Annotated in this window: 14 protein-coding genes and 1 pseudogene; 3 read left to right on the top strand and 12 right to left on the bottom strand. The window is 70.6% G+C overall.

Going from position 1 to position 15322, the window contains the following annotated elements; all coding sequences use genetic code 11:
- Positions 1-429: 429 nt before the first annotated feature.
- Entirely contained in the window at positions 430-813 is a 384-nt protein-coding gene (locus IE198_RS30520; protein ID WP_189892469.1) for a hypothetical protein, read from the bottom strand.
- Between the two features lie 198 nt (positions 814-1011).
- On the opposite strand from IE198_RS30520, the gene IE198_RS30515 reads away from it, so the two are divergent.
- The gene (locus IE198_RS30515) at positions 1012-1704 is read left to right on the top strand and encodes a LuxR C-terminal-related transcriptional regulator (RefSeq protein ID WP_189892468.1); all 693 of its coding nucleotides are present in this window, start codon (positions 1012-1014) and stop codon (positions 1702-1704) included.
- 26 nt (positions 1705-1730) lie between these two features.
- Positions 1731-3983 carry a sensor histidine kinase gene (locus IE198_RS30510; RefSeq protein WP_189892466.1) on the top strand — a complete coding sequence of 751 codons (2253 nt, stop codon included), beginning with the start codon at positions 1731-1733 and terminating at the stop codon, positions 3981-3983.
- 277 nt (positions 3984-4260) lie between these two features.
- On the opposite strand, the gene IE198_RS30505 is transcribed toward IE198_RS30510, so the two are convergent.
- Positions 4261-4884, bottom strand: coding sequence for a hypothetical protein (locus tag IE198_RS30505; RefSeq protein ID WP_189892462.1), 624 nt, complete (start codon positions 4882-4884; stop codon positions 4261-4263).
- Between the two features lie 18 nt (positions 4885-4902).
- Entirely contained in the window at positions 4903-5901 is a 999-nt protein-coding gene (locus IE198_RS30500) for an inorganic phosphate transporter (protein ID WP_189892460.1), read from the bottom strand.
- A 598-nt stretch (positions 5902-6499) separates the two neighbouring features.
- Here IE198_RS30500 and IE198_RS36795 point away from each other — a divergent pair.
- Positions 6500-6631, top strand: coding sequence for a transposase (locus tag IE198_RS36795; protein WP_189892458.1), 132 nt, complete (start codon positions 6500-6502; stop codon positions 6629-6631).
- A gap of 94 nt (positions 6632-6725) precedes the next feature.
- Here the strand turns inward: IE198_RS36795 and IE198_RS30490 are convergent, their stop codons facing one another.
- From IE198_RS30490 to IE198_RS30450, 9 genes and pseudogenes are all read right to left on the bottom strand, one after another.
- A complete protein-coding gene (locus IE198_RS30490) occupies positions 6726-7802 on the bottom strand; it encodes a mechanosensitive ion channel family protein (protein ID WP_189892455.1) in 1077 nt (358 codons plus the stop codon).
- Positions 7803-8268: 466 nt separating this feature from the next.
- Complete coding sequence (locus IE198_RS30485) at positions 8269-9057, bottom strand: YhjD/YihY/BrkB family envelope integrity protein (protein WP_229834509.1); 789 nt, start codon at positions 9055-9057, stop codon at positions 8269-8271.
- A gap of 701 nt (positions 9058-9758) precedes the next feature.
- Positions 9759-11141, bottom strand: coding sequence for a diacylglycerol/lipid kinase family protein (locus tag IE198_RS30480; protein WP_189892451.1), 1383 nt, complete (start codon positions 11139-11141; stop codon positions 9759-9761).
- Positions 11142-11177: 36 nt separating this feature from the next.
- Positions 11178-11591: a DUF7144 family membrane protein gene (locus IE198_RS30475; protein WP_189892449.1), complete on the bottom strand. Its 414-nt coding sequence runs from the start codon at positions 11589-11591 to the stop codon at positions 11178-11180.
- A gap of 73 nt (positions 11592-11664) precedes the next feature.
- The gene (locus tag IE198_RS30470; protein ID WP_189892447.1) at positions 11665-12126 is read right to left on the bottom strand and encodes an SHOCT domain-containing protein; all 462 of its coding nucleotides are present in this window, start codon (positions 12124-12126) and stop codon (positions 11665-11667) included.
- Positions 12127-12852: 726 nt separating this feature from the next.
- On the bottom strand, positions 12853-13515 hold the full coding sequence (locus tag IE198_RS30465) for an HdeD family acid-resistance protein (protein ID WP_189892445.1): 663 nt from the start codon (positions 13513-13515) through the stop codon (positions 12853-12855).
- Positions 13516-13993: 478 nt separating this feature from the next.
- On the bottom strand, positions 13994-14191 hold the full coding sequence (locus IE198_RS30460) for a DUF8691 family protein (protein WP_189892443.1): 198 nt from the start codon (positions 14189-14191) through the stop codon (positions 13994-13996).
- Positions 14192-14331: 140 nt separating this feature from the next.
- Complete coding sequence (locus tag IE198_RS30455; protein WP_189892441.1) at positions 14332-14853, bottom strand: hypothetical protein; 522 nt, start codon at positions 14851-14853, stop codon at positions 14332-14334.
- Positions 14854-14871: 18 nt separating this feature from the next.
- A pseudogene (locus IE198_RS30450) lies at positions 14872-15140 on the bottom strand (hypothetical protein).
- Between the last annotated feature and the right edge of the window lie 182 nt (positions 15141-15322).

Genomic DNA, 15322 nt, shown 5'->3' with positions numbered 1-15322 from the left:
CCCGCGGCGACCTCGCAGAGCGCCTCGGCGGCCTGCGCCGGGTCGGTGGCCGACGGTGGTGGGCCTGCGATCACGGCAGGCCCACCGTTCGCCGCGTCAGCGGCCCGGCAGGCGGTCACTGCCAGAACTGGCCGTGTGTCGGACAGGTCTGGCCGGTCCCGCCGCAGGTGCTGCATGTTCTGCCTGCCCGGCCATTGCAGTGAGGACAGTTGACGACCGGCGTGTGGTCCTTGCGACATCTGGCGCCGCTGCCCGTGCGGCCGGAGCTGAACAGGCCGCCCCCGGTCGTGCGGGCCCAGTCTTTGCCATGTGTCGAGCAGCGGTATCCCGAGGTGCAGCGGCTGCAACCGCGTGTGCAGCACTTCTCCAGTGTCTGGCCGCACCTGCACTTGACCTGGCTCATGTTCGTTCCTCCTCCGCCTCGGCGAATCAGGCGATGGTCCAGCCGCGGGTGCGGATACTGCATTGCTGGAACGTGAGGGAGAGGCCGCCGGTGAGCCCCATGGCGTTGCCCATCCAGCGGTTGATCGCTCCCATGCGCCGGTCGAAGTACGCCTCACCGACGCAGCCGCTGCCGTTGGACGTGACGTCGACCATGAAGCGGAAGTACGTCTCGATCCTGTTGCCCGCGGTCACCGTCAGGCCGCTGTCGTCGAAGCGGGTCAGGTAGATCGAGGCGGCCAGGCCGGGCTCTGAGACAGTCGGCGTGGCGTTGCTGAGCTGCTCGGACACGCCGTTGTAGAGGATCGTCATCGTGTCGGCGACCGAGTGCGGGGACTCGAAGGCGCCGACCCGCTTGGTGAACCTGCCCATGGTCTGCTCCTGATCTGTGGGTGTGTGGTGCGCCGGCACCGCGGCCACTCGCCAAGTGGCTGCGGGGACCGGCCGGTTCACCTACCTTCGCTTCGGCGGGACGTCACTGTATGTCCCCGGGAAAGGGGACATACTCGCCCGCCGCCCGGTGGTAGACCCTTCCTCAGGCTTTCAGGGGCGTCATCGTGAGGGAGAAGGATGAACGGTACGCAGGGTGCGAGCAGTGAGGACACAGCGGCCGGGGCGCTCCTGGCCGCCGTCGACGACCACCCGGTGATCCTGCACGGCATTCGTGCCTGCCTCACCGAGTTGGCGCCCGAGGTCACATGGGTGGGCAGCGCCGAGACCGTCACGGACCTGCCCTCGAGGGTGACGGTGGTTCCCACCGTCGTACTGCTGGACATCGAGTTGAGCGACGGAAGCGACGTCGGCGAGAACGTCGGGCGTCTGCGGGAATGGGGCCCGCACGTCATGCTGTTCAGCCGTGAGCACCGCCCCGTGGTGGTCCGCAGAGGTATCGAGGCCGGGGCCTTGGGACTGGTGCTGAAGGAGGACCCGGACGCTCAGCTCGTCGAGGCCATCGGGGCCGCGCACAGCGGGAAGGCGTACGTCTCCAGCCGGCTGGCCCACCAGATCGTCAACGACCAGCGGGGGAAGGTCCGTCTCAGTGCGAGGCAGCTCGAGGTGCTGGAGCTGCTGGCCCGCGGATTGAGGCCGGCGGACATCGCCAAGCGCCTGTACATGTCGGAGGACACCGTGAAGACCCACCGCAGGCGTGCCATCGACGCGTTCGCCAAAGGCGGCGGCAAGAAGCTCGACTACAACTCCCAGCTGGTGTGGCGCTCGGTGCTGGACGGGCACATCGACATCGGCCCGGACGTGGCGGAGTGACGGGACGCGGCACCTACCGCTCCGGCGTGGAGAGCGCGCTCCGGCGGTCGTTCGCCGGCATGGCCCTGCTGTTCGTCGTCGCCTGGTGGATCGTGGTGGCGTCGCTGGTCGTCTCCGGGTCGGTCGGGCTCCATCCGCTGACATCGGCGGCAGCGGTGCTCTTCGCGGGGTGCACCGCGGCCTGGGCCTACCGGGGTGCCTTCGTACGGATCGGGCGGTACGACGCCCTGACGGCGGTGGCCGTGGCACTGGCCGTGCACGCCGCGTACGCGCTCGAGCAGCCCGACGAGATCGTAACGGGACTGCGTTGCATGGTGACGGTCACGGCGGTTCTCCTCGCCGTGGCATACCTTCCCGGCGTATGGGGCCGGCCCCTGGCCGTGGTTTGTCTGGCGGCACAGGTGGCGGCCGGGTGGCACGAGGGCATGTGGACGGCTCTGGAGGGGATCTGGCCGCCGTTCGCCGGGGGTGTGGCCGCGGCCGTGCTGGCCCCGGTCATGCGTGGCGCCGGGGAGCGAGCCGACGCCGCCGTACGCGAGGACCTGGACGCGAGCGAGGCCGCCGCGCGGGAACAGGCCGCGCGACGGAGCCAACGGGACTTCCAGCGTCTGCTTCATGACGACGTCGGTGCCGCGCTTCGAGCCGCGGGCACACGCGGCGTCCCCGTCGACGAGCAGCGCGCGGAGGCCCGTCGTGCGGTGGCCGGGCTCACCGCCGGGGCGGCCCCGGAGGAGGACGGCGCCGAGACCGACCTCGTGTCGTTGCTGTCGGGGCTCGTGGCGACCTCCGTCGGTGGCCTCCCCCGCCCGCGGGTCTCGACCGACTTCCCGTCGGGTGGATTGCCGCTGCCGCACGAGGTGGCTGCCGCGTGTACCGGGGCGGCCGTCGAGGCGCTGCGCAATGTGCGGTACGCCGGCGCCTCGCACGTCCACGTCCGGCTGAGCGGAGACCGGCGCGCCCTGGAACTGGCCGTCTGCGACAACGGCAAGGGGTTCTCCGTCTCCCAGGTCCGCAAGACGGCCGTGGGACTGCAGGACTCGGTGCGTCAGCGCATGACGGACGTCGGCGGGGAGGCCGACGTCCACAGCGAACCCGGACGCGGTACCACGGTGCGTCTGCGGTGGAGCTCGCCGGTGGCCGCCCCGGGCGGTGGTGTGCCGGCGGGCCGACGCGGGCGGCTGGAGACGCTGCGGGCAGCGGTGGGGGACGTCCGTGCACCGCTGGCCGCGGTGTGTCTGCCGTATCTGGCGGTCATGGTCGTCGTCGCGGTGGTCCGGACCGTGCACATGCCCCAGATGGTGGCGCATCTGGTGTGGTACGCGGCCCTGACCGCGGCTACGTGCATCCTGCTCGGCCGGGCACACCGCCGGATCAGCGCGAAGGTGGCCGCCGTGCTGCTGGTCGTGGCGACCGCCGGCGCGGTGAGCAGCCTGCTGGTGATCCCGCCGGAGGGCATAACGGACTATCGGTCGTGGCCGATCGGCGCGGTGACGCCGCTTCTGACCCTGCTCGTCGTCGTGCGTCCGCTGCGGCAGACGGCACTGGCACTGGCGTGCGAGGAGGCGGGCATAGTCATCCTGGTGGCCGCCGATCCGCCGGCCGCGGCGACACCGACGGGTGCGGTCGCCATGGCGCTGCCGGCGATGCTCGCTCCGGCGATGGGCGTCGTGATGGGGCTGGTCATCAGACGCACACTGGTCACTTTGGGCGGCGCGGTCCTGGACGCCCACCGGCACCGCATGGTGGTCGTGGCGACCGAGTCGGCGGCCCGGGCGCGAGCGGTGCAGCATCGCAGACGGCTCGCCGAGATCGACGAGCAGGTGCTGCCGTTCCTCCGCTCGGTGGCCACCGGCGAAACGCACGATCCGGGTGCACTGCGGGGACGGGCGGACCGGCTGGCCCAGTCCATCCGCGACGAACTCCACCTGCCAGGGGTGTTCGACCGGCCCCTGCGTGAACTGGTCGGCGGTGCCCGGGAGTCGGGCTGTGTGGTGACCGTCCACGCCCATGCGGACCTCGACGTGCCGCCCGTGGACGCAGCGGCCCGGACGGCACTGGTGCGCAGCGTTCTCAGCGCGGCCCTTCGCGGGCAGGAGACCCCTGCTGAGATGGTGCTCAGCATCCAGGACGGGGCACGACAACCAGGCCTCAGCCTGGTCGTCATGCCCGGAGACACGCGCCGGGCGGACGCGCTGCGCGCCGCTCTGGAACCCGGGACCTACACGCTGGAGGACACCGCCGACCTGACGTGGGCCGAGGTGAGCTTCCGCCGCTCGTGACAGTGGCCTCGTCTCGTCCGGCGTCCCCCCGTCCCGCATCGGCGGCGACCTCACCACAGCAGCCGCCGGCCTCGCCACCGGCACCCGCTCCGGCGGCCTCCGACCGCAGCGACACGGGCCCAGCAGCGGCGCCCGACGGCGGCGGCCACCGAGGCACGGACCAGGGAGCGTCCCAGCCGAGCCCCCCGACGACCACACAACCGGACCAGCACTGCCTGCTGGTGGTCTGCCTCGGCCGACCCACCTGCCCAGCCGGCCCGGCTCCGCAGGCCGGGATTCATCCGCGCTGAGAGGAGGTCTCCGCGTGGGTCGGTGCCTGTTCCACGGTGGTTCGGACCCGGGCCTCGCTCACGGCCCGGTGAAGGAGCCGGGCGAGGCGCTGGTCGGCGTCGGGGGCGGTGAGCAGGACGCGGAGGGCGTGTTCGAGGTGGTGGTGGCCGGGGCCGCGCCACCACAGCATGTCGGCGATGCGGGCCGGTGTCGTCGCGGTACGGGCTCGGGCGAGCCGGTGGGCCCGGGCGTGGCAGGCCGCGCTGCGCCATTTCAGGCGCCGAGACTCGGGCCGCACGCGGAGGGCGGCGTCCACGACCGTGCCCACCAATAGCGGACCGTAGGCACGGTCGGCGGGGTTGGCGTCGGCAAGATCGGCGGCCAGCGGCCACAGGGTGTGGCGGGTGGCGTCGTCGACGGCGTCGTTGACCGCACGGGCGAGCGCCGCGAGTACCGGATGCGTGCCGGGCGGTCGGTCGGTGAAGCGGCCGGTGGCCAGCAGGGAGGCCTCCTCCATCAGGCAGGCGCCGTCGTCGGGGTGCAGATGACTGAAGCGGCCTGGCACGGGGAGGCCGTCGGGGAGGCCGGCGCCTGGTGGCTTGCCCGACTTGGGAGTGGGTGGGGTGGGCATCGTGGGCCTCCGCTGCGGTCACAGGCCAGTGATGGCGTGCAGGATCAGATAGAGGGCGGCGGCGGGCAGCCCGGCTCCGGGGAAGGTGAGGATCCACGCGGTGCCGATGGAACGGGCCACCTGCCAGCGCACGGCCGAGATGCGCCGGGTCGCGCCGGCGCCCAGAATGGCCGCGGTGATCGTCTGGGTGGTGGAGATCGGGGCCTTGAAGACGAACGCGGTGGTGTAGAGGACGGCCGTGGCGGCGGTCTCGGCGGCGAAGCCGCGTGGCGGGTCGAGGTGGACGATGCGCCGGCCCAGGGTGGTGATGATGCGGCGTCCGCCGCTGTAGGTGCCGGCGGCCATCGCCACGGCCACTGCCGCGATCACCCAAAGGGGTACGGAGAAGTCGTCCTGCCATCCCGCCGTGACCAACGCGAGGACGATGACGCCCATGGTCTTCTGCGCGTCCTGCAGCCCGTGTCCGAGGCCCATGGCGGCGGCTGACATGGTCTGCGCCATACGGAAGCGGCGGGTGACGGGGCGCGGGGCGGAGCGGCGGAACGCCCACAGGATGATCGTGTGCAGTGTGTAGCCGAGGGCCACGCCGACCAGCGGGGACAGCAGCATGGGCAGCAGGACCTTGTCCACAATGCCGGTCCAGTGCACGGTGGCGGAGGCGGCGAGGGCGGCACCGACCAGTCCGCCGATCAGGGCGTGGGAGGACGAGGTCGGCAGCCCCCGCCACCAGGTGAAGACGTTCCAGCCGATCGCGCCGATGAGCGCGCACAACACCAGCAGCAGGCCGGACAGTTCCTGAGGTGCAGCGATGATGCCGCTGCCGACGGTCTTGGCCACCTCGGTGCCCAGGAAGGCACCGAGGAAGTTCATCACGGCGGCCATGGCCAGGGCGATGCGGGGCGTGAGGGCCCGGGTGGAGATGGAGGTGGCAATCGCGTTCGCGGCGTCGTGGAAGCCGTTGGTGAAGTCGAACGTCAGCCCCACGATGATGATCAGCACCACCAGAGTGAGCTCCATGGCCGGATCACCTTTCGCCACGCACACGGTCACGGCACCCGGACGGCCGCAGGCACCCTCGCCCTGTCTCCATCCTGCCGCGAAACCCCCGCGGTTGCCGGGCACGGACACGCGACACGCACACGGCGGATGAACGTCGCTCTGCACGGACCGGAACAGGCCGCAGGGTGCCCATACACGGTGCGGGCCGGGCGCGAGCCGGGCGCCATGCCGGGCACTGGGGTGCTGGTGACGTATGCCGAGATGATCCGCCGCGCCCGGACCGAAACGACGCAGGTCAGTGATCGGTGGCATCCGTGGCACGGCCTGGCGAGGGCGGTGGAGAAGGTGGTGGCGGCGCACAGCACCTGCTGGGCGAAGGCCGGACCGAAACGACAGGGGCTCACCCGCGAACACACCGCCCTGGAACGCCGGCACGCGTTCCATGCCCTGATCGACAACGGTGTGGGACTGCTGGACTGCGCTCGACGGCTCAATCTCGCCCTGAACACATCCGAGCGGTACGTACCCGAGCCCGACCGGCTCCATCGCCCGCCCCAATACCGCGCCTGCCTGGTCGACCCCTACCGCGATCACCTGCGCCGCACCGAAGAGCCCGGTGTGCCGGCCGTTTCTCAACGGCCTCGACCCGGACCACGACGCCGGCGTCGCCGGCCTCGCCCTCCCCTACGGCAACGGCCCCGCCGAGGGCGTCAACACCAAGACCATGCTGATCGCGCGACAGATGTAAGGCCGGGCGGGATTCGCCCTCCTGCGTCACCGGATCCTCCCCGGGTAGCAGCACGCTGCGTCACCACCGAAAAGGTGAGACAGGACCGAACCACTTACAGCCCCATCTCGGTGACCGCGTCCCGCTGATGCGGAATGGTGACCGAGCCCTGTTGGAGCGCGACCGTCCGTGCGGGCGCCGGAATGCGGATGCCCTCCGCCGAGTACCGCTTGTGCAGACGCTTGATGAACTCGTGCTTGATGCGGTACTGGTCGCTGAACTCACCGACCCCCAGGATGACGGTCATGCCGATGCGGGAGTCGCCGAAGGTGTGGAAGCGCACGGCGGGCTCGTGGTCGGGGACGGCACCGGTGATCTCGGTCATCACCTCCGTGACGACCTCGTTGGTCACCTGCTCGACGTGGTCCAGGTCGCTGTCGTAGCCGACGCCCACTTGGACGAGCAGGGTCATCTGCTGCTCGGGGCGGTTGTAGTTGGTCATGTTCGAGCCGGCGAGCCGGCTGTTTGGGATGATGACCAGGTTGTTGGAGAGCTCACGGATGGTCGTCTGGCGCCAGTTGATGTCGACGACGTATCCCTCTTCGCCACTGCTCAGCTTGATGTAGTCGCCTTGCTGGACCGTCTTCGAAGCGAGGATGTGGATGCCCGCGAAGAGGTTGGCGAGCGTGTCCTGGAGGGCCAGGGCGACCGCGAGACCGCCCACGCCCAGGGCCGTGAGGAGCGGGGCTATCGAGATACCAAGGGTCTGCAGCACCACCAGGCAGCCGATCGCGAGGACAACGACGCGCGTGATGTTGACGAAGATGGTGGCCGAGCCTGCGACCCCGGGGCGTGACTGCGTGATCGTACGCAACAGGCCGGTGATCACCCGGGCCGCCGTGATGGTCGTGACGAGGATGAGCAGCACGGTCAGGGACTGGTTGACGTGCCGCTGGACCGTCCTGGTCAGCGGCAGCACCGCAGCCGCAGCCGCAGCGCCACCAGCGATCGCAGCCCAGGGCACCAGCGCGCGCATCGCGTGCACGATGACGTCATCGCCGCTCCAGCGCGTCCTCATCGCGTGCTTGCCCAACCAGAGCAGCAGCATGCGGAGAAGGAGCGCAACCAACAGGCCTGCCGCCAGGACGACCCCGGCCACGATCAAGTCGCCGAGGGCGAGGTCCCGGTTCATCGGTCGCCTCCCGAAGGACGCGGGAATCGGCCCACCGGCCGGATCTGATCATTCGTCACTTGCCACCTGCTCGAGTCCAGGATGCACGATCACGCCCGGACGTGTTTACGACATCGGGTGCGACCGCTCATCCTGCCCTACATGCCTGGCCGCTTGTCACCGGGGCGGCGCAGACCAGCCACTACTGGTGCGGTATCAGGCAGCGTTGGCCCTGTTCCGGAGGAGAGGAGCACCTCGCAATCACCGGGGCTGACGGTCTCGACCTCGGCGACCACGCTGATTGTGGCGGTCACCGTGAACGCGGCCCTGGCGGCGCCGGGCCGAGGGGCGGGCCCGCTGCGCCGGTGGGTCTGTGCTGTCGTCCCGCCATGGGTCGTCCGGCCGTCTGCCGGACCGTCGACCGGATGTCTTCGGCGGTGTGCGGGACCGTGGGCGGGTCCCCTTTGGTGGCCTGACCGGGCGGCGGTCAAGCGGGGGCGTCGGGGTCCGCCCCGGGGGGATCCGGTGCGGCGGGACCGTCACGCTCGGTACGGGGCGTGCCCAGGCGATCGGTGAACATGCAGCCGATCACCGCGCCCAAATGGATGACCACCCCTACCGCCACCAGCCAGGAGATAATGATCAAGACGACGCCGACCGGGCCATACCGCTGTTCGTTTGCCACGATCGATGCCGAGAAGTAATGCGTGGAGAACAGGCCCAAGCCTGACCAGCACACACCTGTGGCCAGCGCCGCAGGCAGGAGGGCGCGCCACCGTACTGCGCCGGAGAGGAGGATCCAGACCGTGCCCCACCAGAAGGCGACCGCCCAGACCCATCCCGCCAGGCTCCTGAGAGGCAGCCCTCCCATCACGCGGCCCAGTCCGGTTTGGACGGCGCTGAAGACGAGCAGGCCCACGAGCCAGACCACTTGGACCACGACGTCCCGCCATCCCCGACCAGGGGCGTCGAAGAGCAGCCGGTACCAACTCTGCAGAGTTCCCGCCACGGCCATAGCCCCCAGTGCCATGAGGAAGCCGCTCACCACCGTCACGGTGTCCGAGCCGGGCCCGGGAACGATGAGCGAGGCCACCGCCATTGCCGCCTCCTGGTTCAGCCCCAGCCACTGGATCAGGACCGCCGCGGTGTCGCGGCCTGTCGCCTCCGTGAGGACGATGAGCATCGGGAAGAAGCACAGCAGCGCGAGTGCGGCCAGCTGAAGCGCGTGATCGAAGAAGTCGGCCTCGGTGAGCCGGCTCCACAGGTCACCCCACAACCTGCCCGGCTGGCTCTCCCTGAGGCGCCGAGTCGCCTGAGATGCCCATTGCCCGGCCTGTAGCGGACCTTTGCGCCTGCGCCGAGCCTCGCCTCCCATGAAGGCATTGAAACCCGCGGCTCCCTGCCTGTCGCGCTGCCGTGCCGTTCCGGGCCTGGGATGTCGTCCTGCCGGGCTGGGACCGCGTCGTGCACCACCGCCGTCCCGGCCCTTCGGATACCCCCGTGCCCCGCCGTCCCGCAGCCGTGCCGCGTCACGGTGCCGCCGGCTCGGCCGCTCGGCCCATGCCCGTTCCGCCGTGGTGCCCGACGCTGTGCCGGCAGTCCCCCTCCTGGCCACGACCGTTCGGCCGCATGCGACCCTCGCCGGCGCGCACCAGGAACCATCAGGTCGTCGGCGCCGGGGTGGGACCGCTCAGCGGGCTTGATGCCCAGCTGCGCCACAACGGCGGCCGCGTACGCGACCGGTTACCCGTGCTTCGATGCGGCGAACCGGACGAACGTCAAAATTTCGTGGCGGCGATCGCTGCACCTCACCCGAACTGGGTGAGGCGTCCAGCCGCCCGCCGACGGCAGTCTCGGAGCGCGCCCGTTTGCGCCGGCCTGGACCCTCGCCGGACGGCCGCCGCCGTCCCGACACCCGTAGACCCTCGCGGTCCCGATTCCATGGCCGATCCGACTCCCCGCTCGGGAGTCGGATCGTCAGTTCGGTCCGAAACCGGGGTCGCGCCGCCACCGGCCCGGCGTCAGGGGGGCCAGCGCCAGCCGTGTGACGCGCGGCCAGTCGGCGGCCACCTTGCTGAGTGGCGTACGCGGGCGTCCGCGCGGAAGGCGGACACGCAGTGTCCCGGGAGCTGTCCGGCAGATCACGGGTGTCGGCAGCAGCACATGCTCCCCGTCGATACCGGCCGGAACACTGCCCGTGTCCGCTTCCACGACCACCTTTTCAGCGGTCAGCCGCTGGATGCCGGAGGAACGGGTGCCGCGTACCATCTGTGCCGCCTGGGCCGTGTTGGCGACCTGCACGCACAGGACGCCGAGCAGCCCCGAGTCCAGCCGCGCCCGACGCCCGGGGTGGGCCGAGTCCACGGCTCGCCGATACGGGTTGTTGCTGATGAGCAGTGCCTGCAGCGCCTCGGCGCGGACGTCTCCGGCCTGCATCCGCAGTCTGGGCGCGTCAGGACCGGTGAGGAGGCCGGGGAGCGTCTGCAGGGTCGTGTGCACCTTCTCGCCACGGTAGGCGGGGTTGCCGACAACGGCCGCGTACGTTCCGAAGGATGCATTGTTGACGAACACCCGGTCGGCGGCGAATCCGAGGTCGACGCGGAGCTCGACGCCGTCGGTGAGGGCCTTGAGGGCCGCCGCCGGATCGTCACGATCGAGGCCGAGGTCAAGGGCGAAGTGGTTGCGGGTGCCTGCGGGAATCACCAGGAAAGGCAGGTCATATCGCGCCGCGACCTCGGCCACCAGCGCTTGCGTGCCGTCGCCCCCCGCCACGGCCAGCAGGTCGGCGCCCTCGGCCACGGCCCGGCGGGCCAGTTCGGCCGCGTCGTTACCTTCTCGGCCGAGCAGGACGACGCGGGCGCCTGCCTCGTGCGCCTGTTCCTCCAGGTGGAAGCGTTCCACCTTCCCGCCTCCGGACCGCGGGTTCATAAGGATCCAGGGGTGACGGGGGGCCTCGGCAGGTGCAAGGTCCTGCGGAGAGGGGGCCGGTGCCGGCGCTGTGGCGGTCTGCGCCGCCTGTACGGCCAGCACCCACAAGACGAGGGAGCAGAGGGCCGGCCCCAGCATGCCGAAGGCTGCGTACAGGACCAGGACGGTGAACGGCGCGGCCACGCTCAGAAAGACACCTGTCCACCGCACGAGGCCGGTGTGAGCCAGAGCCCACCACACTCCGACGGCTGCGAGGGCCAGCCCGGCGAGGCCGGCCACCACCCATAGCACGCTGCGCAAGCCGGCGGCCACGAGTGCCACGACCACGCTTGCCATCAGGGTGATCAGTGCCACGCGTGCCCATCCGGCACGGCCTTCGGCCGCCGTGGTGCGGCCACCGGGTTCGTCCGCCTCAGCGCTGTGACGGCCCATAAGGCCCCCTGCCCGGTGCCGGGACGGGGATCCCGGTCACAGGTCGTCCGGCCGCACCACGCACAGGGCCCAGATGATGAACGCGGAGGCAGCGATCATCACGATGGACCACACCGGGTAGTACGGCAGGGAAAGGAAGTTGGCGATGATGACCAGTCCGCCGATGGCCACCCCGGCGAAGCGGGCCCACAGCCCCGCGGTGAAGAGTCCGATACTGACGATGATGGCGACGGCGCCGAGAACGAGGTGGATCCAGCCCCAGCTGGTGAGGTCGAACTCGAAGACGTAGTTGCTCGTCGTGACGAAGACGTCGTCCTCGGCGATCGCCATGATGCCGCGGCAGACCCCCAGAATACCCGCGATCATGAGCATGACTGCTGCGAACAGCGTCAGGCCACCGGCCCACGGGTTCCTGTCCGTCTTCGTCTGGGCAAATGTTGTGTGGGTCATCCTGCTGCCTCCATCGAATCTCGCAGAGTTTGACGGGATGTCATGCTGCTTCATACGACGTGATGCAGTGCCCTCAAGGAGCAGGTGCGGACGGGCCACCGCCCGCTCGTTCCGATGAGCCCGCGCCACTGAGGACCAGTTCCTTCGCCCTGCGGAATTCCTCGTCCGTTATGTCACCGCGGGAACGGATGTCGGACAGCCTGGCGAGCTCGTCGACGCTGGTGGGCCCAGCCTTCGCGGTCTGGCGGACGTAGCTGTCGAACGCCTCCTGCTGCGCACGCGCCTGCGCGATCTCCCGGCGGCCCATGTTCTTGCCCCGGGTGATCACGTAGATGAAGACACCGAGGAAGGGCAGGACGAGAACCGTGATCAGCCAGCCGGTCTTGGCCCAGCCGCTCAGGGCGTCGTCCCGGAAGATGTCCGTGACGATCCGGAAGAGCAGAACGAACCACACGACCCACAGGAAGAACACGAGCATGGTCCAGAAAACGCTCAGCAGCGGAAAGTCGTACGCGAGGTACACCGGCCCACTCATGGCTCACCTCCGTCGTCCCGGGCATGCGCCCGGCAGTCGATCTGTGCCGTTATCAGGCTGTCCTCGTCAGGGGCTCATGGCTTCACCCGAGGCGGGTGAAGTGACCGCTGCGGCAGTATCCGGACGACGTCGCTCACAGGCCCCTAGGACGGTATCCGGACGGCGCGGCCCACCGGCCTGTTCACTTGCCGGCCTTGACCCGGCGTATGGCGAAGGCCGTCCGATACCAGGTGGACGCCGTGATCGCCTCGCCGAGGGCCAGGCCCGAGACAGCCGGCAGGAACACGGGGACATAGCCAGGACAGGAAGGTGAAGACGGCCCCGAGTAAGCGGAAGTCGTCGGAACCGCGCTCCATGGCCGCAGGCACCAGCAGTCGAGCGGCCCAGCTCAGCACCACCACGCCCGTTGCGGCCGGCACCGCCCCCCGGCGCAGGAGCCCACCAGCCGACCCTGCCGCCCAGCAGCAAGTGCTTATCCACCACCACAGGAGTGCCGCGGACAACGCGGAGAGCACCGCTCCGGTCAGGCCACCCCGGCCGAAGCCGTGACGCAGCGGTGCCTGGACCAGAAGCGCGGCCGGCCGGACGACCAGCCACAGCAGCGAGCGCCGGACCACGTTCCGCAGTGGCGCCCTGGGCAGTGCCGGCATCGTCTCCACACCGCGCCGGAGGCAGCGCGGTGGCTTCCCCCCGCCGCGCGCACTCCGCCCGCGCGGCGGGGAGGAGTCAGTCCGTGGCGGCCGCGTCGGACTCGGTCCCGGTGCGCGACCCGTCGGCCGCGGCTCGCGAGGCGAAGGCGACGGCAGCCTCGACGAGGCCGAGCAGAACGAGCCACAGACCGAGCAGACGGGTCAGCGCCAGCGCCGACTCCATCGGCAGGGCGAGCACCACGATCCCGGCGACGATGCCGAGCAGCCCGGCGCCGAGGACGGCCCCGCGATGGGGCAGGTTGCCGGCGGCGATGGCCGTGTAGAGGGTGAGGATGCCGGACGCGAGCCAGACGATCCCGGTGATCAGCGACAGCGCGGCGATGGTCTGCAGCGGATTCCTCAGGCACAGCACCCCGCCCATGACGTACAGGATCGCGAGAAGCAGCCCGGGCAGCCGCTCGCCGTGCCCCTCCCGGGCGAAGATCCCGACGAACCGGAAGGCACCGGCCACGAGCAGGTGGAGGCCGATGAGGACGGCCAGGACATGCAGCGTCTCATCCGGCCAGACCAGGATCAGCACACCCGGCACGAGCGAGGCGAGTGCCGCAGCCAGGATCCACGTCCAGGAGCGCTCGAGCTTCACCGGCAGGTCCACCGGAGCGCCCGACGGCACACAGGGCGCGCGCTGGGACTGGCGTTCCTGTCCGGTTGGCGACGCCGGACCACCCGGCACGGTCATGGCTCCTCCTTGCGGGGTCGAGCCGCTCGCAGGTGCCGCCGACGCGGTGTGGTGCGGCGCTCCCATCCGGGGTGCGGTCGATCCCTGGTGTGGTGCGGTGATCCCGCCCGGCCGGCGGTCCCACCGGGCCAGTGTCCTGCCCGCCGCCGGGCGCAGGGTCACCCCCGGCGGGTGATCCGGTCGCACCGCCGGGGCGATGAGGTAAACGTCCGGAGACATGCGCCGCCGCAGTGCGGGACGGCGGGCCGACGCACCGCGGAACGACGATGAGACGCGACATGAACGATCCAGCGGCATCCCCTGTGGAGCCCGGCGCCACAGTACGGGCTCCCCCACCGCAGGTGGCCGCGCCGCCTGCGACGGGCGCCGGTGGTGACCGTTGCCTTGCGACGCCCCCTGGGCCCCGCACGTGACGGCACCACGGGCTCCGGCTGCCGTTGGGCAACCGAGCGATCCGATGGTCGACGCCCCCACCGAGTCATTCCGGTAGCTGGCGCATCTCCATGACTCGCAGTCCAAGCGACCGGCAGCGGGCCAGCAGGCCGTACAGGTGCGCCTCGTCGACGACGTGCCCGAACAAGACGGTCTGGCCGGACATCACTACGTGCTCCAGCTCCGGAAAAGTTGTGGTCAGCGGCTCGGACATGTGTCCTTCGACGCGGATCTCGTAGCGCATGAGCTGCTCTCCCCGCGGGCGACCCGGAACAGGCGGATTTCCCGTTCTCTCCGATGGTCAGCCATCGAGTAGCCTCCGACCTCACCCCGCAGAGGTGACTGTGGTGCCGGTGCGCGGCCTTGCGGCGTCAACGTGCGGCGTCAGTGTGTCAGGAAGATCTTGAGCGAGATGATGAGCAGGCCGAACACGAGGTTCGCCGAAGCCGTGAGGGCCACCAGGCGCCAAGTGGCGCCGACGCGTCGCGCTGCGGCCACCGACCAGCCCACCTGCCCGGTCACCGCCACCGAGAGCGCGAGCCACAGGGCACCCTGCACGTCGAGTCCCAGAAGGGGGCTGACGGCCACGGCGACAGCCGGAGGGACGGCGGCGTTGACGATCGGCCACTCGTCACGGCATGCGTCCCGCAGGGCCCGGAAGTCCAGGCTGTGCTGCGCCAGGCGCGCGCCGAACAACTGGGCATGCACATGGGCGATCCAGAAGACCAGGCCGGTGAGCAGGAGCAGCAGCACCACCTGCAAGCGCGGAAAGGAGCCCAGGGACCCGGCGCCGACGACCACGGAAGCGGCGAGCATCGATCCGTAGACCCCGCCGGTGTAATCGGCACCGGCCCGGTGTGCGGCACGGGGCGCCACTCGGGCTGTCTTCTTCTCCGTGCGGGACATCGCGGCCTCCTTGCCGGCTCAGCACGTCGAGTCCGACGCGTCGCCCCCGGCGTCGCCGTCGGGTGGCTTCGTACCGCTCGCCCGCCCGTTCGGCAGGTGTGGTGTGACGAGGAAGCCGTGGAGGGTGATGCCTCCGGTGGTGAGGGTGGCCGCCTTCAGGCCATCCAGTTGCTCCGACGCGTAGGAGTCCACGAGAGCGTCGGCTAGGGAGACGTTCATGCGGACGTGTCCAGAACCATCAGGAACTGGGCCGTACCGAGGACGATCAGAGCCCTCCAGCGTTTCACGGTGTCCACCTCTCGGGGGCGGCTGGGGGACGTCGGCGGAGTCGGCCGGGCGACGGCAGGCGTACGACCGGCCACCCTCTCGATGCCAGTCGAACAACGCGATGGACACCTCACCCACCGCGGGCGAGGCGGTCGGTCCACCGGGGCACCGGCCGGGCCGCACTACCGCAAGGTTGTGCCGG

The sequence above is a fragment of the Streptomyces xantholiticus genome, from assembly GCF_014651015.1.
In the GTDB taxonomy this organism is placed as follows: domain Bacteria; phylum Actinomycetota; class Actinomycetes; order Streptomycetales; family Streptomycetaceae; genus Streptomyces; species Streptomyces xantholiticus.
Note: the sequence above shows the minus strand (reverse complement) of the source record. Positions and strands in the feature narration are given on the sequence as shown.

Coding starts and splice junctions, on each gene's coding strand:
- IE198_RS30475 (WP_189892449.1), bottom strand. CDS start 11,591: ATGACCCACACAACATTTGCCCAGACGAAGACGGACAGGAACCCGTGG.
- IE198_RS30520 (WP_189892469.1), bottom strand. CDS start 813: ATGGGCAGGTTCACCAAGCGGGTCGGCGCCTTCGAGTCCCCGCACTCG.
- IE198_RS30465 (WP_189892445.1), bottom strand. CDS start 13,515: ATGACCGTGCCGGGTGGTCCGGCGTCGCCAACCGGACAGGAACGCCAG.
- IE198_RS30515 (WP_189892468.1), top strand. CDS start 1,012: ATGAACGGTACGCAGGGTGCGAGCAGTGAGGACACAGCGGCCGGGGCG.
- IE198_RS30455 (WP_189892441.1), bottom strand. CDS start 14,853: ATGTCCCGCACGGAGAAGAAGACAGCCCGAGTGGCGCCCCGTGCCGCA.
- IE198_RS30470 (WP_189892447.1), bottom strand. CDS start 12,126: ATGAGTGGGCCGGTGTACCTCGCGTACGACTTTCCGCTGCTGAGCGTT.
- IE198_RS30480 (WP_189892451.1), bottom strand. CDS start 11,141: ATGGGCCGTCACAGCGCTGAGGCGGACGAACCCGGTGGCCGCACCACG.
- IE198_RS30505 (WP_189892462.1), bottom strand. CDS start 4,884: ATGCCCACCCCACCCACTCCCAAGTCGGGCAAGCCACCAGGCGCCGGC.
- IE198_RS30500 (WP_189892460.1), bottom strand. CDS start 5,901: ATGGAGCTCACTCTGGTGGTGCTGATCATCATCGTGGGGCTGACGTTC.
- IE198_RS30490 (WP_189892455.1), bottom strand. CDS start 7,802: ATGAACCGGGACCTCGCCCTCGGCGACTTGATCGTGGCCGGGGTCGTC.
- IE198_RS30460 (WP_189892443.1), bottom strand. CDS start 14,191: ATGCGCTACGAGATCCGCGTCGAAGGACACATGTCCGAGCCGCTGACC.